The 19,353-nt window shown below is 39.1% G+C and carries 13 protein-coding genes and 1 pseudogene; 6 read left to right on the forward strand and 8 right to left on the reverse strand.

Going from position 1 to position 19,353, the window contains the following annotated elements; genetic code table 11:
- The 5 genes and pseudogenes from GN157_RS17850 to GN157_RS10835 form a co-directional block, all read left to right on the forward strand.
- A pseudogene (locus GN157_RS17850) lies at positions 1-633 on the forward strand (hypothetical protein); the annotation flags it as partial.
- 56 nt (positions 634-689) lie between these two features.
- A complete protein-coding gene (locus GN157_RS10820) occupies positions 690-4,022 on the forward strand; it encodes a hypothetical protein (RefSeq protein WP_157483417.1) in 3,333 nt (1,110 codons plus the stop codon).
- A 37-nt stretch (positions 4,023-4,059) separates the two neighbouring features.
- Positions 4,060-5,295 (forward strand): gliding motility-associated C-terminal domain-containing protein, encoded by a 1,236-nt coding sequence (locus GN157_RS10825; protein WP_157483418.1) that lies wholly within the window; start codon positions 4,060-4,062, stop codon positions 5,293-5,295.
- Between the two features lie 25 nt (positions 5,296-5,320).
- The gene (locus GN157_RS10830) at positions 5,321-6,244 is read left to right on the forward strand and encodes a PorP/SprF family type IX secretion system membrane protein (RefSeq protein WP_157483429.1); all 924 of its coding nucleotides are present in this window, start codon (positions 5,321-5,323) and stop codon (positions 6,242-6,244) included.
- Positions 6,245-6,339: 95 nt separating this feature from the next.
- A complete protein-coding gene (locus GN157_RS10835) occupies positions 6,340-8,145 on the forward strand; it encodes an OmpA family protein (protein WP_197429436.1) in 1,806 nt (601 codons plus the stop codon).
- 349 nt (positions 8,146-8,494) lie between these two features.
- On the opposite strand, the gene GN157_RS10840 is transcribed toward GN157_RS10835, so the two are convergent.
- The 7 genes from GN157_RS10840 to udk form a co-directional block, all read right to left on the reverse strand.
- Positions 8,495-10,996: a cation-translocating P-type ATPase gene (locus GN157_RS10840; RefSeq protein WP_157483420.1), complete on the reverse strand. Its 2,502-nt coding sequence runs from the start codon at positions 10,994-10,996 to the stop codon at positions 8,495-8,497.
- A 55-nt stretch (positions 10,997-11,051) separates the two neighbouring features.
- Positions 11,052-11,678 carry a carbonic anhydrase gene (locus GN157_RS10845; RefSeq protein WP_157483421.1) on the reverse strand — a complete coding sequence of 209 codons (627 nt, stop codon included), beginning with the start codon at positions 11,676-11,678 and terminating at the stop codon, positions 11,052-11,054.
- Positions 11,679-11,692: 14 nt separating this feature from the next.
- Positions 11,693-12,151 (reverse strand): YciI family protein, encoded by a 459-nt coding sequence (locus GN157_RS10850; protein ID WP_157483422.1) that lies wholly within the window; start codon positions 12,149-12,151, stop codon positions 11,693-11,695.
- Positions 12,152-12,247: 96 nt separating this feature from the next.
- The gene (gene scpA, locus GN157_RS10855) at positions 12,248-14,377 is read right to left on the reverse strand and encodes a methylmalonyl-CoA mutase (protein ID WP_157483423.1); all 2,130 of its coding nucleotides are present in this window, start codon (positions 14,375-14,377) and stop codon (positions 12,248-12,250) included.
- A gap of 8 nt (positions 14,378-14,385) precedes the next feature.
- Positions 14,386-15,768 carry a methylmalonyl-CoA mutase subunit beta gene (locus tag GN157_RS10860; protein ID WP_157483424.1) on the reverse strand — a complete coding sequence of 461 codons (1,383 nt, stop codon included), beginning with the start codon at positions 15,766-15,768 and terminating at the stop codon, positions 14,386-14,388.
- 10 nt (positions 15,769-15,778) lie between these two features.
- Entirely contained in the window at positions 15,779-16,126 is a 348-nt protein-coding gene (locus tag GN157_RS10865) for an FtsB family cell division protein (protein WP_157483425.1), read from the reverse strand.
- A gap of 66 nt (positions 16,127-16,192) precedes the next feature.
- Positions 16,193-16,801: a uridine kinase gene (gene udk, locus GN157_RS10870; RefSeq protein WP_157483426.1), complete on the reverse strand. Its 609-nt coding sequence runs from the start codon at positions 16,799-16,801 to the stop codon at positions 16,193-16,195.
- A gap of 122 nt (positions 16,802-16,923) precedes the next feature.
- On the opposite strand from udk, the gene GN157_RS10875 reads away from it, so the two are divergent.
- The gene (locus tag GN157_RS10875) at positions 16,924-18,375 is read left to right on the forward strand and encodes an alpha-amylase family glycosyl hydrolase (protein WP_197429437.1); all 1,452 of its coding nucleotides are present in this window, start codon (positions 16,924-16,926) and stop codon (positions 18,373-18,375) included.
- Positions 18,376-18,448: 73 nt separating this feature from the next.
- On the opposite strand, the gene GN157_RS10880 is transcribed toward GN157_RS10875, so the two are convergent.
- A complete protein-coding gene (locus tag GN157_RS10880) occupies positions 18,449-18,922 on the reverse strand; it encodes a hypothetical protein (protein ID WP_157483428.1) in 474 nt (157 codons plus the stop codon).
- Positions 18,923-19,353 lie beyond the last annotated feature (431 nt).

Consider the following 19,353-nt stretch of genomic DNA (forward strand, 5'->3'; position numbering starts at 1 on the left):
GTGAATATTTCGGCTCTTTCAGGTGACGGAGATATAACATCTACAGATCTTTCTGTATCTGGTGGTGAAGACGCAGTCTTTAATGATGTGATATTGAATATTCAAAACGGAGCAGTAACTAATTCAAAACTGGCAGATGATACAGTAACATCTGATAAAATTGAGGATGGTACAATTTCAACGGATGATATTCAATCAGGAGGAGATAATATGAGCCTTACAACAGATGCTGATGGTAATGTACAATGGACAGCGACTCCTACAAGTATGACTCCTAAGTTCTTCTATATGCCGGCTGTGATATTTGATACATCGGCTAACGAAACTAACCTGAAAAGGAATTTGTATTTGGAATACAAAGGACAGTTTGCAAACCAGGAATTTGTACCAAATACCACAACAGGAGGTTCATTAAATACAGGAACACCAAGCGGAACGTTTGTAGCAAGTGCCGGAGCTCCGGCAGCAGTACCAATCTTACCTGAGGCTACAGATATGTATTACTATATCACATATTATGATACTACAGTATTTGCTAATGTGAGTATTGACGAAAACGGTATACTTACTTACGACATTATAGGGTCGGGTACAGCGGCTTCTTACATGAATATTGTTTTTGTAGTAAAATAAACTAACCTGCATGCGGGTATATTTAACCCGCGTGCATGGTTTAGCAATAAGAAATCATGCGAAATCAAGATAAAAATATATTTAACCATAACTCATTTAGGATACTATTCCTTCTCCTGACTGTTGTTTTCTTTTCGGCAAATAAGGTTTATGCACAGTTTGCCATATCAGAAGACTTTAGGGGAAGTGGTAATCCTAATATCATAATTGGTGGTCCCGGAGGATCGGCCGGAATGGCTTATCTTACATCCGGTATAGATGATCCGGTTAATCAGGGGTGGTTAAGGTTAACTACTTCAGATGCTAATCAAAGAGGATATGCTTATATCAATAATTCATTTCCTTCAACCGAGGGTGTTTTGGTGGATTTTGAGTATAAAATGTGGCGTGATGTAAATGATAATTACAAAGGTGCAGATGGTTTAGGTGTTTATTTGTTTGATGCATCGGTACCATTCCAGATAGGTGGTTTAGGGGGATCGTTAGGATATGCTCCAAACGGCGGTAACGGACTTGCAGGTGGTTATGTAGGTGTTGGTTTTGATGCTTATGGTAACTTTTCTAATGCTACGGAAGGAAGAGTTGGTGGTCCCGGAGAAGTGCCTAATGCTGTAGTGTTGAGAGGACCTACAACTAATAACTCATCAACTACAAATAGATATCTTGCGGGTGTTGGTTTAGTTAGCGGAGGTACAATTGAACAAAAAAGGGGTGTAGATGAGATTGATTATAATACCAGAGTTGATAATAGACCTGATGATGATACTTTTTACAGAAGAGTACAGCTTGAAATCATACCGATGGATGCCATAGGTGAGTATTATAAGATAACTGTGAGATGGAAAAAATCTCCTACAGATGATTTTTCAGATTTAATTAGTTATACAACTACCGATGCACCGCCACCATTACTGAAATTAGGTTTTGGAGCCTCTACCGGTGGAGGGGTTAACTATCATGAAATCAGGAATCTTTTAGTGACAACACCAGGAAACCTTAGGGTTGATAAAAGAGCCAATAAAGATTTTTTAAGAACGGTGAATACGGGTAATGCTAATCAGGTAACCTATACTATTGAAGTATATAATGATACTGATTTTGATGCTCTTAATGTTGATTTTTTAGACAGACTGACTGATGGTGAAGGTAATTTAATATTGACAGATGATTTTGAAATCACGTCTATCACTACGGATGGTTTCGATTCAATAACAATTCCTGATCCAAATTCAAATGAGATAACCGGAACGTTTGATTTAGAAGCAGGCCATATTGGTAAAATATTTGTTACGGGACGTTTATATTCTGTTCCCGAAGGTAACGTTCTAAATAACTTTATTGAGATTACTCCTTTATTGTATGATGAAGATATGAGTAATAACAGTAAGCAAATTAGTACTCCTGTATATGCTGAAGGAATAGATGTTGTAGTTAATAAAACAGCAGATAGTTCATGTCTTGATCTTACAAACGGTAATACTTTTACGTTACAGGTAGCTAATGTGGGGCAGGCAAATATTGATTATGAATACTATCAGTCATATAATCATGGTAACACTAGAGAGTATACCGCTAAAAGAATCATTGTAACCGAAGTAGTACCCCCAGGTTATACTTTAAATCAAACAGATGCTGATTATGATGGTTGGCACAGAGAGGTTTATTATGATACACCATCTTCAGGATATACAACATATATATATAGTATAGGAGATGATGACGAAGCTCAAGGTACATTAACTATTGGCGAGGTTTATGAGCACCCTATTACATATACTATAACCACAAATAATAATGTTCCTTATACAAATTCGGCATCAGTTGTTTATGAGCAAATTGTAAGACGTTATAAAAATTCGAACTTTCAAGGTAGCGAGACTACCACAATAGAGCCTGTAGAAAATAGGGGTAATAATACTGATACTGTAAATATAACTTTAGACCCGGTAGCACCTATAGTTACTACTCCTGTATATTATTGTCAAGGAGAAACAGCATCACCTTTAATAGCTACAGTAACAGATACTTCATACACATTAAAATGGTATACGGTACCTGGTGGTTTTGCATCCAGCACACCTTTTACACCAAATACCAGTTCGCCGGGTACATATACTTTCTATGTAAGTCAGTTTAATGGTCAATGTGAAGGTCCGTTAGCGAGTATAGATGTAATTGTTATAGCTGCTCCTACAGCGGGAGAAATAGGTAATGCACAAACTATATGTAATGGTTCTGCACCATCTGCAATAAGTAATGTATCATCGGGCACCGGTACAGGTACGGTAACTTATCGTTGGGAATCATCTGCAAACGGAACAAATGGATGGACTATTATTTCGGGTGCTACAGGTGCAACCTATCAACCGGGCGCATTAACCGCTACGACATATTACAGAAGAACTACGTTAGCAGCATCAAATAATAAAAACTGTGAATCAGGACAAACTAATATTGTTCAGATAACGGTTAACAATGCTATTAGCTCAGGAAGCATAGGTAGTAACCAAACAATATGTTATGGTGCTACACCTTCATTATTAACTGGAAGCGTGTCAATAGATCCGGGAACGATAACCTATCGTTGGGAATCGTCTGCAGACGGTAGTACAGGTTGGACAGCAACGGGTGGTACATCAAATAATTACCAGCCGGGTACATTAACTACTACTACTTATTTCAGGAGGATTACAAGGTCAACATCAGGAGGTACAACCTGTGAGTCGTCTCCTTCCGGTACGGTAGTGATAACTGTAAACAGTCAGGTAACAGCAGGAAGTATAGGCAGTGACCAAACCATATGTAACGGAGATACTCCTGCACAGCTAACATCTGTGGAAAATGGTACGGGTACGGGTAATGTAACCTACCGTTGGGAGTCATCTGTAAACGGAAATATAGGTTGGACTATTATTTCCGGAGCTAATGATGCTACTTATCAGCCCGATGCTTTAACTGTAACCACATACTACAGGAGGATAACTATAGCCACTTCTGGTACGGCTTGTGAATCACCTGCTACATCAAGTGTAAAGATTACAGTAAATGCAGCAGTAACAGCAGGTACTATTGGTAATAATCAAAGTATATGTACAGATACTGCTCCTGCAATTATTGCGTCAACAACTGATGGTACAGGTACAGGTAGTATTACTTACAGATGGGAATCGTCTGACGACGGATCTACCGGATGGACAACCATTGCAGGTGCAACAGCTTCAACATACCAGCCGGGAGTTTTAACCGCTTCAAAATATTACCGAAGGATAACGATAGCAACATCGGGCCTAGCCTGTGAGTCGTCGGCAAGTAATGTAGTGGCTATAACCACAAGAAATTGTAAGGTTATAACCAATCCAATGATTTATCAAAGGGTAAAAAGTAATTAGAACAGATAGCCCCCTAATAACTGTTTAAATTAATAAAATGAAAAAAATAAACTTAACATACATGTTCCTGTTATTTTCAGGAGTTGTTTTAGCTCAAACCGGGCAAACCGTAAATGAAGGTATTCTTTATGTTAGTCCGGGTACACTCGTTTCCGTCGAGTCTGATTTTGATAATACAGACCTGGGCGAGTATGAAAATAACGGAGAAGTATTACTTAAGGGTAACTTTAATAATGATGGTATTACAACCTTTAACCCTTCTTATACAGGGTACACAAGGTTTGAAGGATACACTCAGCAGAATATAACCGGCAGCATACCAGCCGATTTTAACAATGTGTTGTTTTACAATTCTAACCAGCAACCTGCTTTTCGTTTGTATGGGGATATTTCGATAAGCGGTAATGCCGATTTTTATAACGGAATTGTTCAGAATGATGTATTTGGGGGAATAATCATATTTGAGAATGATGCAACACATACCAATACCAGTGATGATAGTTTTGTTGATGGCCACGTGATTAAAACGGGGTACAACAACTTCACTTATCCTATTGGAGATGGGCAATACTACAGGTATGCTGCTATTTCTGCTCCTGAAGAAATTTCAGACAGCTTTACGGCTAAATATTATATGGAAGATTCTAATGCGCTTTATCCGCATGAGAACAGAGCACAGGAAATAGAACTTATTGACGGAAGAGAATACTGGACTATTGAAAGAACTGAAGGCGAAGCCGATGTTTTGGTAACCCTTAGCTGGGATGAGTTTACCACAACACCATCTGAACTTTTAGTAGAACCTACAGAGGCTATAAGAGTAGTGAGATGGGATGAAGATTCCCAAATGTGGGTTGACGAAGGTGGTGTTCAGGATATGTTTGACAGGACAGTTACCACTCCCGTGCATGTATCAGGCTATGGTGTGTTTACACTGGGAAGGCTTAGAAGAGGATATCTCCCTACAGAAGATATTATTATTTACAATGGTGTAACTCCCGATGGTGACGGACAAAATGATTACTTCTATATAGAGGGAATTACTGCTCACCCGGGTAATACAGTACAAATTTTTAACCGATGGGGTGTAATGGTATTTGAAACAGCCGAGTATGACAGCCACGGAAATGTTTTTGACGGAGTATCGTCCGGTAGGGCTACCGTTACCCAAAAAGATAAACTGCCTGCAGGTACTTACTTTTATGTAATACAGTATCCTAACCAGGGAGGTACAGTTAAGAAAACAGGTTATTTATACATAAGTACAGAATAGAGTAATGAAGAGGGATAATAAAATGATGCGAATAAATTTTAAACAGCAAATTGTATATGTGTTGCTGTTGCTTACAGCTGCTTTTGCAAATGCACAACAGGATCCGCAGTATACACAATACATGTATAATACCATTAATGTAAACCCTGCCTATGCAGGATCCAGAGGGCAAACCAGCATATTTGGTATTTACCGTGCCCAGTGGGTAGGACTTGATGGAGCGCCAACAACGGCTACGGCATCTATTAACTCGCCGGTAGGGGAGAAAATAGGTATGGGACTTTCGTTTACTAACGATAAAATAGGACCTATGGATGATAATGCCATATCGGTAGATTTTTCGTACACTATTGATGTGTCATACAATTACCAGTTAGCTTTTGGATTAAAGGCTACGGCCGATTTATTGAATATCGATTTTACTAAGCTTAATATTTTTGACCCGGCAGACCCAAGGTTTCAAAATAATATTGATAACAAGTTTTCACCAAATATTGGTGCAGGGGTTTTCCTTTATTCAGATGATACTTATGTGGGTATTTCGGTTCCAAAGTTTCTGGAAACAAAACACTATGAGCACAACTCAACATCAGTAGCTACCGATAGGATGCACTATTACTTTATTGGAGGGCATGTTTTTGACCTGTCTTACAACCTTAAGTTTAAGCCTGCAACTATGGTTAAGGCTACAAAAGGTTCGCCTTTACAGGTAGATGTCTCGGCAAACTTTTTATATAACGAGCAGTTTACTGTAGGTATGGGATACCGTTGGGACGCTGCACTGAGTGCCCTGATAGGTTTCCAGATAACTAAAGATTTTTTCCTGGGGTATACCTATGATATGGAAACCACAAAACTGGCCGATTACAATTCGGGTTCACACGAGGTATACTTACGTTTTGAGCTTGTTAAGAAACATGAAAGAGTAGCTAACCCACGATTCTTTTAGAATTTATGGAGATTATAAAAATAAAATATACAAGACTTTTAACCTTACTGCTGTTTAGCTATAACCTCGCTTTTGCTCAAATTCCCAGAAGGGAAATGAAACAGGCAAACATAGAGTTTGAGAATTATGCTTACAGCGATGCACTGGAAATTTATCTGGAAGTAGCTAATACCGGTTTCAGGTCTATAGAGCTTTATGAGAAAACAGGTGACTGTTATTATTTTAGGGGGGAGCTGGATTATGCCTACCAATGGTATAACAAGCTTTTTAGCCTTGGTAAAAAAGTAGATCCCGAGTATTATTACCGCTATGCGCAAACCCTAAAGTTTGTTGGTAAGATAGATCAGGCAGATGAAAAGATGCAGGAATTTGCCAATATGAGCAATGACGACATCAGGACACAAATGTTTTTGGAAAATAAAGATTACCGAAAAGAGATTGATAAAAACTCTGATAAGTATACCATTGAGAAAATGAAAATTAATACTAAGTTTTCAGATTATGGTACGGCTTTTTTTGGGAAAGATAAAATTGTTTTTGCATCGTCAAGAGATACTCTGGACGGTAAAAAGAAACGTAAAAAAGTAGACAGATGGACTAACGAATCGTTTACCGGTTTGTACATGACATCTATAAAAGAAGACGACAGTCTTAAAGATGTAGTAGAGAAGTTTTCTCTTAATCTTGATACACAGTATCATGAGTCAACCCCTGTTTTTACCAAAGATGGTAACACGGTATATTTTACCCGTAATAACTATAATGAGGGTAAGGTTCAAAAGGATGATCATAACGGTATATTATTAAAAATTTATAGAGCGACCTTTAACGGTACTGAATGGACTGATGTAACCGAATTGCCTTTTAACAGTAATGAATACAGTTGTGCACACCCGGCCTTAAGTGCTGATGAAAGTATACTTTACTTTGCCTCAAATATGCCTGGAACCTTTGGTATGTCTGATATATACAGGGTAAGTATAAAAGGTAACGGAACGTTTGGTATGGCAGAAAATCTTGGTCCGGGTATTAATACCGAAGGACGTGAAACATTCCCTTTTGTGTCGGAGTTTGATGATCTGTACTTTGCGTCTGAAGGGCATCCGGGGCTTGGCGGACTTGATATCTTTATGAGTAAGAGAGAACCCGACGGTAATTACGTAAGAGCTTTTAATATGGGTAGACCTATTAATAGTGAAAGAGATGATTTTGCACTGATATTTGATGCAGAATCTTCGGGAGGTTTCTTTACAACAAACAGAGGTGGTAATGATGATGTTTACAGCTATAAGGAAATAGAGATAATAGATCCTGACTGTAGAGAGAAACTTGAAGGTTTACTTACTAAAGAGTTTACAGGTGAGGTACTTGCTAATACCAAGATACAGGTACTTAATGAAGACGGAGAAGTGGTTATAGAAGGTGTTTCAGATGAAAACGGTAACTATTCTTTTGAAGTAATGTGTAAACAGATATTTACCATCCAGCCTGTAATAGAGAAGAAAAAGGTTGTTATTGATCCTAATAATAGCACTGACCTGGCCAAAGTATTTAATATAGAATATATATATTTTGATTTAGGGAAGTATAATGTTAAGCCTGAAGCTGAGAAAGATCTGAATAAAGTAGTGGCTTACTTACAGCAAAATCCAAGTGCACACTTGGATGTAAGAACGCATACAGATTCAAGAGCTTCCAGAAAATACAATCAGGTACTATCAGATAAAAGAGCTAACTCCATTATTGCCTATATCGTTAATCATGGTATAGATCCTTCACGTGTAAGCGGTAGAGGATATGGAGAAACACAGTTGTTAAGCAAGTGTCCTGATGGTGTGATTTGTAGTGAAGAGCAACACAGGCTTAACAGAAGATGTGAATTTATAATATCAGGAATGTAAAACTGTAAGTAAGGCGGCATAAAATTTGTTTGTGGGGATAAACTTATATGCTGCCTGTTACTTCAGTAATAATATTCGGTGATGCTTGGAAGCTTTAATTTAGTGGGGAAGCCAAAAGCAGCCGAAACTCGTGACAATTGAACCTTTTAAATGGTTTTGACAAGTTGCATTAACAGTTTTCAATAGTGGGGATAAACTTTGATGTAGCAAAATTATTAGGGAACAGTTGTCGCACAAGGAGTGCAAAAGGTATTTTATAGTTTTAATAGTGGGGATAAACTTCTATACTAACACGCCTCCTTTAAAGCCCTGTTTATAACAGGGCTTTTTTATTTTTATACTGTTCTGATTATTTGTTTCTCAACCGTTTTACCCATTTTACAATTTCAAACCATATTACCGATACAAATCCTGCAAGTATACTTACTCCCAGTAACCATAGGGAAGGAGTGCTAAACTCAAAGAACATTACAAACGGGTCTACATAAAGCAATAAAAAGGTAAGCAATACCGTAATCCCTATTATTAGTGGGATAAGCCTGTTTTTGTATCCAAAAGAAGTAATTACTGAGTAATAAAACGAACGGTTTACCAGTGTAAGGAATATATTAGCCGATATAAGGGTAACAAACACCATGGTACGTACGTGTGATTCGGTTAGGTTAAGTGAAACGGCATAAAGGTAAACCCCAATAGTTCCTGCGGTAATAGCCAGTCCCTGTATAATACTGGTTAAAAGCTCCCCTAAATTAAAGAAGGTGGCAGTAAATGGCCTTGGCTTATGGTTCATGGTATTTTTTTCCATAGGCTCATTCTCATAAATAATAGAACAGGTAGGCCCCATTATAAGCTCAAGGAATATAACATGTACCGGAGTAAAAATATTAGGGTATATCCAGCCTGCTGCCAGCGGAATGAATACTGTTAGTATAATAGGGATATGTATGGAAATAATATACTGTATCGCCTTTTTCAGGTTGGTATATATTTTTCTTCCCATGGCAATGGCATCTACCATTCTGGCAAGATTATCATCGGGTAGGATAAGAGAGGCTGCCTCTTTGGCAATCTCAGTCCCTTTTTTACCCATGGCTATACCTATGTGTGCCGTTTTGAGTGCGGGACCATCATTTACGCCGTCACCTGTCATAGCTACTACCTGATTGCAGGCTTTAAGTGCATTAATGATTTTGAGTTTGGCCTCGGGGAACATTCGGGTAAAAATAGCAGTATGCATTACCTTATTTTTTAGTTCCTCATCAGTAAGTTTCATCAGTTCATCACCGCTAAGGGTCTTATCATAATCCTTAAAGCCAACCTGCTTAGCTATAGAGGCTGTAGTAAGGGCATTATCTCCGGTTACTATTTTAACCTCAATCCCTGCATCATAAAACGATTGGAATACAGAGGATATATTCTCTTTTGGCGGATCATAAAAGGCGACTATACCATTAAATCTGAATTTAAAATCCTGCTGATGCTCGGGGAAATTGTTTCCGTCAAAAACAGTGTGTCCCACTCCCAGCACCCTAAAACCGTTTTCTGCCAGTTGGGCTATGGTATTGTTTACTTTTTCTTTTTCATCGTTTGTGAGTCCTGATACTTCCATCATAGCCTCGGGAGCGCCTTTGGCTGCAATAATGCGGTTACCGTTACTGTCTTCAAAAATATGGGTCATCATAGGAGGTTTTCCGCTAAGCGGATACTCATGAACCATTTTAAAGTCAGGTCTTTTATCTTCTCCAAGTTTAAGGTATGCTTCATGCAGTGCCGTTTCCATAGGGTCAAACGGAATAGGTTCGCTGGCCCACATGGCATATGAAATCAGTTGTTTGTCGTTTGGATTCAGATTGTCCTCTCCCGGATTATTTATTGTAAGATTAGGGAAGGCAGCAACACGTGCAAGCGTCATTTTATTCTCGGTTATCGTCCCTGTTTTATCGGTACATATTACAGTGGCGCTTCCCAGTGTTTCAACCGTTTTCATTTGTTTAACGATGATTCCTGCTTTCATAAGACGCCATGCACCAAGTGCCATAAAGGTTGTAAAGGCTACCGGTATTTCTTCCGGCAGTATACTCATTGCCAGTGTAAGCGATTTTAAAAGACTGTCTACAATGTTGCCCGAGTTGATATAATTAAATACCCAAACCGCAATAAAAACAACAGCCCCAAGAATTACCATTTTCTTTACAAAATTGGCAATCTGTCTTTCCAACGGGGTTTTCTCATTACTGATGTCTTCCAGGCTTTGACCTATCTGTCCCAGTCGGGTGCCTAAGCCTATGGCTGTAACGCGTGCTACGGCAAGTCCCGAAACTACAATGGTACCACTATATACTTGCTTATCTTCTTTGTTTTGGTCTTTAGAAACGGGGAATGATTCTCCTGTTATAACCGATTCGTTTACCGAGAAATCGTTGGCCTGTATAATAACACCATCTGCGGCTACTGATGAGCCTTCTTCCACAATCATAAGGTCATCAATAACGAGCTCTTCGTTATTAATGGTTTGTTCCTCTCCATTGCGTATTACTTTGCAATGGGGGCGGGTATAGCTTTTAAGTTTTTCGAGCGCATTACGGCTTCGGGATTCCTGATACAGTGAAATGGTGGCTACAAGAAGTATGGAAGCAGCCATAAATATACCGTCGCCTGTATCGCCGCTAATAAAGTATATGGCAGCGGCTACCAGTAATAAAATAATCATGGGCTCTTTGACCAGGTCTTTGAGCGCCATGATTATCCTGTTTTCTTTCTTGAAGTTTATAGCATTGCTGCCGTGTTTTTCTCTGGACTGTTCAACTTCCTGAGAAGTAAGTCCTTTTAGGCCGAAGTACTTTTGTTCCATGAAACAAGTATTAGTAAGTAAATATACTAAACTTCGGGCGCAGCAATGTTAATCTTTAGGTAATTCTATAGATGTCGGCAATACCTTTTGTGATAGACTGGAAGTCGATTTTCAAATCCACAAGGTTACCTGTTCTAAGGTCAAAAATCCAACCGTGTACGGTAAGGTTACGGTTGTTAATAGCTCTTTGTACCTCGGCAGTTTTAATTACATTGATACACTGCTCCTGTACGTTAAGCTCAACAAGCCTGTCATAACGTTTGTCTTCGTCTTCAATAGCGTTAAGTTCTGCCTTGTGTAAACGGTATACGTCACGAACATTTCTTAACCAGGGGTTTAGTATACCTAAGTCGGCCGACTCCATTGCAGCTTTCACACCACCACAGTTGTAATGCCCGCATACCACCACGTGATTTACCTTAAGGAAATCAACAGCATAGTTGATAACCGACATTACATTAAGGTCACTGTTAGGTACCATATTAGCAATGTTACGGTGTACAAAAACATCGCCCGGTTCAAGTCCCATAATCTCTTCGGCAGTAACACGGCTGTCGGCACATCCTATGTACAGGATTTCAGGCGACTGTCCTTTGGCTAAACTGTCAAAGTAAGACGGACTGTTTTTAAGTTGTTTGGCGATCCACTCTTTGTTGTTGTCAAATACTTTTTTAATATCCATTATATCTCAAGTTATCAGGGTTTCTTTTTTTCTATTTTCTCGTGTGTTTTAAGGTATTCACCTAATGCTGCCGATCCATACCATTGGGTCATTTCGGCCTCAAACAGTTTTTCTTTTACGGCAGGGTCTGATTCCAGTAAGGCTTCAGCCTCCTCAATAGTCTTTACATTGAAGATAAAAATACCCCTGTAGTTTTTGTCATTTTTCATAAAAGGACCTGCTACCACCAGTTTGCCCTCACTGGCAAGGCGCTCTATATTTGCCATATGGCCTCTAAACAATTCGTTAAGCTTAGCTTGGTCTTCCACTTTATTGGGGCCTGTTTTCAATATAACAAAAACATACTGTTTCATGCCATAATCATCGGCACCCAGTGACTCGGCAAGTTCCTTATCATAATTAGGGTTTTCGGTTTGCGCCATAGCGGTAAAACCTAACGGAAGGAGCATTAATAAAAGTAAATGCTTTTTCATACTATTGGGTTTAGTAGTTGTTTGACAGGTAAAGTTACTACAAATACATAAAAAAACTCCGTTGAACTGAGCAACGGAGTTTTATTTTTATTGAGACTATTCAAATCCTTTAATAAGTACTTCCAGTATTTTGATAGCGGCCTCGCTGATTTTAGTACCCGGACCAAACACGGCAACTGCACCTGCATCAAACAGATATTCGTAATCCTGAGCCGGGATAACCCCGCCTACAATTACCATAATATCTTCACGTCCGTATTTTTTAAGTTCGGCAATTACCTGTGGTACTAACGTTTTGTGACCTGCGGCAAGTGATGAAACCCCTAAAATATGAACATCGTTCTCTACAGCCTGTTTTGCTGCCTCGGCAGGAGTTTGGAATAATGGACCAATGTCTACATCAAAACCAACATCTGCATAACCTGTTGCTACTACTTTAGCACCGCGGTCGTGCCCATCCTGACCCATTTTTGCAATCATTATCCTTGGGCGACGGCCTTCCAGCTTAGCAAATTCATCTGCAAGCTGTTTTGCTTTTTCAAAGCTCTCGTCGTTTTTAATCTCTTTGCTGTACACTCCGCTAAATGATTTGATTTGTGCTTTATATCGTCCGAAAACTGTTTCCAGTGCATCACTAATCTCACCCAGGGTAGCCCTGTGGCGTGCTGCATCTACAGCAAGTTCAAGCAGGTTACCCTCGCCTGATTTTGCCGATGCGGTAAGTTTCTCAAGGCATTCGGTAACTTTTTGATTGTCACGACTTGCCTTAATACTGTCAAGGCGTTCAATTTGCTGACGGCGTACGGTTTGGTTATCTACCTCAAGGATATGAAGCGGATCTTCTTTCTCCAGCCTGTATTTGTTTACACCAACAATAACGTCCTGTCCGCTGTCAATACGTGCCTGTTTTCTGGCAGCAGCCTCTTCAATACGAAGTTTAGGTATACCCGCCTCAATAGCTTTGGTCATACCGCCAAGTTCTTCAACCTCTTCGATTAAAGCCCAGGCTTTTTCGGCTATTTCTGCCGTTAGGCTTTCCACATAGTAGCTTCCTGCCCACGGGTCTACCGTTTTGGTTATTTTTGTTTCTTCCTGAAGGAATATCTGTGTGTTACGTGCAATACGTGCCGAAAAATCGGTAGGTAGTGCTATTGCCTCATCCAGTGCATTGGTGTGAAGGGATTGTGTTCCTCCAAATGCAGCTGCGGCAGCTTCGATAGCAGTACGCGCCACATTATTAAACGGATCCTGTTCTGTTAAACTCCATCCACTGGTTTGGCAATGCGTACGTAATGCCAGTGATTTTTCACTTTGCGGGTTAAACTGTTTTAAGAGTTTAGCCCATAGCATACGGCCTGCACGCATTTTGGCAATTTCCATAAAATGGTTCATACCTATAGCCCAGAAGAAAGAAAGGCGGGGAGCGAACTTATCAACTTCCATACCTGCTGCCATCCCCGTACGGATGTACTCCAATCCGTCTGCAAGGGTGTAGGCTAGTTCAATATCGGCAGTGGCACCGGCTTCCTGCATGTGGTAACCGGAGATACTGATAGAGTTGAACTTAGGCATCTTTTGGCTAGTATATTCAAATATATCGGCAATAATTTTCATGGAAGGAGCAGGAGGGTAGATGTATGTATTTCTAACCATAAACTCCTTTAGGATGTCATTTTGAATGGTCCCCGAAAGCAGTTCCGGCTTAACACCCTGCTCTTCGGCTGCCACAATGTAAAACGCCATGATAGGAAGCACAGCCCCGTTCATGGTCATGGAAACCGACATTTCGCTCAGCGGAATCTGGTCGAAAAGGATTTTCATATCCTCTACACTGTCAATAGCAACCCCTGCTTTACCTACGTCGCCTACTACACGCTCGTGGTCACTGTCGTACCCCCTGTGTGTGGCAAGGTCAAACGCTACTGATAATCCTTTTTGCCCTGCAGCAAGGTTACGGCGGTAAAAGGCGTTACTTTCTTCGGCAGTAGAGAAACCTGCATACTGGCGAATGGTCCACGGACGGCGTACGTACATTGTACTGTATGGCCCGCGAAGGTTAGGTGCAAAACCTGCACCAAAGCCTAAATGCTCCAGGTTCTCAATATCTTCTTTACTGTATGTTTCTTTTACTTCAACACCTTCGGCGGTAACAAAATTGCTTTTTTGTTCGGCCGGTTTTGGGGTGCTGTTTGTATCAAGCTGTATGTGTTGTAAATTCTTTCTCATGTTACCTGTTATTCTGCACCTGTGTTACTTTTTTCATCTTCCAGTCTTAGCTGTTCTGCTTTTTCGGCAAGGCGCTTTTCTATAATAGGGGTAATAAGTGTTTTTCTCGGGTTGCTTTTAACAAACGGATAAAGCTCTAAGTCATGACTCATCCTGTCATCTTTGTTAGGGTATTTGTTGGTTCCTAACAGTACCTCTTTACCGTTATCAAAAAGTTCCTGCTCTTTTGCTGCGCTTTCCTGTATTTTACGCTGAATGATACCCTCTTTCAACTGAGTAAGGAATCCGCCTGCAGCCTCAATGTCTTTAAACAGCGCTAAAGCTTTTTCAGCCAGTTGGTGGGTAAGTTCTTCAATATAATAAGCTCCGTCTGCCGGGTTGTTTACCTTATCGAAGTAGCTTTCGTGTTTTAGTACTAATAACTGGTTACGTGATATCCTGTCGCCAAACTCATTGTCTTTATGGTATAACACATCATAAGCCAGATTGAAAACCGTATCAGCTCCTCCCAGTATCGCACTCATACACTCGGTAGTAGTACGAAGCATATTTACGTTATAGTCGTAAAGTGTTTTATTACGCTTAGTTGGTGCTGCTATTATATGGCATTCCAGGTTGTGATCATATTCTTTCGCGATGAGGTTAAATAAAAGCCTCATGGCACGTAGCTTAGCAATTTCAAAAAAGTAATTTGTCCCTACCGATACTTGTAGTACTATAGGTTTACTTATAGTGGCAACACGATTAAAGTATTCGTTAGCATGACCAAGGGTGTAGGCTATTTGTTGTACAATATTAGCTCCTGCATTTTGGTACAGGCTACTGTCTACACTTAGGAAATGTATATTAGTACAGGCAATAGCTATGGTGTTTAAGGCTTCGAAGTCTTTTTCAAGATTTGTGAACCAGTTTCCGTCTTTAGTTAGCTGACCTATAGGGTCTAGCTGTACAAAGAAGGAAGCATTTTTAGCTTTAGCAATGCTGTCCAGTTTTTTTACGAAATCGATTGAAAGTAAATTCAAATAAAAGTAAACCGGAACGCTTTGTAAAGGAAGGCTGTTAACCAATTTCTCTAAATCTACCTGTTCATTAGGGATGGTAAAACGGATACTTTCGGCACCACGGTTAAGCGTTTCTTTTGCACGTGCTATTGATTTGTCCAGATCATGAACAAATATATTCTGGCAAATTTTAAACTGTGAGGTGTGGGTTGTAACCTGTAATGGTTTTTCAAACTCATCAATATGGTAAAACGGTTTTACCTTAATCCCTTCCGGGCTTTCCCAAATAAGAGTTTCGTTGTAATCGGCTCCTTTCAGCTCATACTGTATCTGTTGTTTCCATTGTTTGGACGATACAGGTTCAAATTCATTAAATAAATTTTCGCTCATGCGTACCATTTTAAAGAGATTTCGTGTCTTCATCAGGCACGTTATCTTCAAATTCTATGATATATATATCTTCATTCTCACGCTTCATGTAATACTTTTCGCGTGCATATTTTTCGGTCTGGTCAGGATTATTAAGTTGCTTAATACTGGCGCTGTCCTTTTTTATTTCCTGAATGTAGTATGCCTTGTTTTCCTCCAGTTCCTCTAATTCTTTATTAATAGTCCTGTTCTCAAAGTAGGAATAATTATCAAGGAACATAAGCCAAACAGCTAAACCAATAAGCACCAAAACGTATTTGTTTCCTAAGAATTTAAGGAAAGGATAACGGGTGATTAATTTGCTAAATGGTTTTTTCATCAGTGCATTGATAATTTACTGTACAAAGTAATGATTTTTTTTGCAAATTATTCAGTGAATTGCCCTTTAAAGTATACGCTGATTAATTACTGCCCTTACCACATCAATAGCTACGGTATTATACCTGTCATGCGGAATAATAATATCGGCATGAGCCTTTGTGGGTTCAATAAACTGTTCGTGCATTGGTTTAAGGGTTGTTTGATACCTGTTTAGTACCTCTTCCATATCACGGCCACGTTCGGCAATGTCACGCCTTAATCTTCTTATAAGTCTTTCGTCGGCATCGGCATGAACATATACTTTAATGTCAAACATCTCCCTTAGTTTCGGGTCAGATAGGATAAGTATACCTTCTACAATCATTACCTTTCTGGGGTGTGTTATTATAGTATCTCCCGTACGGTTGTGTGTAACAAAAGAGTATACTGGCTGTTCTATGGTTTTACCTTCTTTGAGTTCTTTAAGATGTTGGACAAGGAGTTCAAAATCAATAGACCTTGGGTGGTCAAAATTAATTTTTGCCCTTTCGTCATAACTAAGGTTTGAGGTTTCCTTGTAATAGGAGTCCTGAGAAATAATACCTACCTCTGTAAGCGGAAGTTCGTTCATTATCTGGTGTACTACAGTTGTTTTTCCGCTCCCTGTACCACCTGCAATCCCAATAATAAGCATAACAATCAGTTTTCCTTGTGACTTTGCAAAAATAACAAAATAACCCCGTGTTTTTAGATTTGGAAATGTATTTACCGTTAAGGCATGGTCAAATAATATTATATTTGAACAAAACTATTGTTATGCTAAGAAAACTATTACTAACACTTTGTCTGTTTGTTTCTTTTGCGGCTTTTGCTCAGAGGGAAGTAATTTATCAGGTTTACCCAAGGAGTTTTTACGATGCTAATAAAGATGGCTATGGTGATTTGGAGGGGGTAAGGCAGAAACTGAATTACCTGCAATGGCTGGGTGTAAACACTATTTTGCTAACACCAATATATGAAGCCGGTGATGTTATGAATTACTATGCTTCTAATTGGGGTAAGGTAGATGCAACTTATGGAGCCTTTAAAGGTTATAGGGATTTGATACAGGAAGCCCACCGCAGGAAAATGAAGGTGTATCTTGATTTTGATTTGCGTTATGTTACCGAAAAGCATGACTGGTTTGCTAAAAAGCAAGAATGTAAAAACTGCCTGCTACAAGATAAAAATACAAATTATGTATCGCTTAACGGAGAAAATGCGAAGGCTTATGCCGTAAACTTTAAAGAGGCAAATGTTAGAGGAGAAATAGTAAAAATGCTGCAATACTGGATAAACCCAACTAACAGTCCTATTTATTATGCCGGTGCCGATGGTTTGAGGTTTAGTAATGTGGCTGATGAATTTGAAGGGCAGAAAAACCTGTTAAGGGAGTTTTGGGTTCCGGTGATAAAAGGAATAAAAGATTTTAGGGCAGATGTGACTGTTATGGCTTACCCTGCGGATGATAAAGCACAGCCTGCCGATTTTTATAATGTAGGGTTTGATGTGGTTTTTGATACCAACTTAAATACAGCATTAAGGTCTTTTGATAAAAAGAGCATTGAAAAGGCTACTACTGTTTTAATTCATAAGGATAGCATGCCGGAAACTAAAAGAGTAGCGGTGTTTACTGATGATAATTATGTAGGACGATTTTCTACCATCAGAATTACAGATGACAGGCAAAACAAGGTGGTTTCGACGCTTAATTTGTTGTTAGGTGGTATGCCGTCAATTTATTATGGGCAGGAAACAGGTAATGTGCAAATAGATGAACTGGCAGGTACCGAGGCTATTAACTGGTCTGATAAAGATTCGGTATCCGGTAACGCTATATGGTTTAACCCTATGGCTGAGACAAAGCAAATGGTAATGAATAAAGTACCTGTTGATGAACAGATAAGAGACAAGGCTTCTGCGTGTAATTTTTTCAGGGAAATAGTTATGAATAAAAAGCTACAGCCTGCACTTGCTCTGGGTGATTATGTGCCAATTACAAATACTAACGAAAATGCAATATCTTTTTTAAGGGTGTTTGAGAATGAAAAGGTACTTGTGGTTGTGAACCTTTCTGATGAAAGGCAGCCGGTTTACATTGAGCAGCAAATGAACTTAAAACTTAATAACACCAGAATGCTTGTAGGGGATGAATCATGGAACTTTAAAAGAGGTGGGAGGATTACTGTATTGCCTCCTTATGCAATAGCTGTTTGGAGATTTAACTAATTATTGGATTTTAATACAAAAACGAAAGCCTCCCTTACGGGAGGCTTTCTGTTTTTCAAAGTAAAGTAGGTAGTCAAATATTATGCAGGGTTATAGCTGTTAAATAGGATACCCTTTTGTTCCATTCATCCGTTAGGCTAAACTGGTTTGAAGGGATACGCCATATTTTGGTTTCATAAATGCATTTGCCATAGCTTTCCAGCTCTTTGGCTGTTGAATAGTTTTTTAGTTTCTCCAGGCCTCTCATAGCGATAATGGCCAGGTGGGGTTTGATGTTAAGTCCCATAACCGAATCCATAATGTGGGAAATTTTTTTACGTTGCTCGGTAGGGCAGTTGGAAACCATTAAGATGTTCTTTTTTCTTACAGTTACCAAATATGTTCCGTCACTAATATCGGCAGATGGGGGTACGGGCTCCATAAATGTTCTGCCGGTTTCATGAAAATAAAGCCTTCTTATGGATTCAGGCTTAAGTTTTTTACAAACAGCATTGATAGTCTCAGCCTTGCCGGAGCTTCGGGACCCTTTGATAATAATGTACTTCATAGTGGAAATTGTTTTGGTGATTACATAACAAAGTACAGAGGCGGTTATTAGCCATTTCAAATACACTCATAAACATACGGTTCAAAAATAATGAACCATATCCAGTTGCTTTCTTCATGTTTTTAGATATTATCATAAACATATAATGGCTAAAATTAGCACAACACTCTTGTGGAGAGCAATTACTGCCTCTGGTTAATTCTCTTTTTTGGGTCGTTTATAGTGAGAAGTGTGTATTCTTTATATTTTTTTACGTACTCTTTTTTAAAACTTGCTTTTTCTAAATAAAGCTGAGAATACGTTCTTTTTTTTCATAAAAAAATATGAATTAATAGCTTGTTTGTACTCAAACTTACTATTTACGTAATTAATTACCTTACGGTTTTCCGTAAGTTTTAAATTTCTTTTTTAGACTTTAATATATTTATATA

It is taken from the genome of Flavobacterium rakeshii (assembly GCF_009741375.1).
GTDB lineage: Bacteria > Bacteroidota > Bacteroidia > Flavobacteriales > Flavobacteriaceae > Flavobacterium > Flavobacterium rakeshii.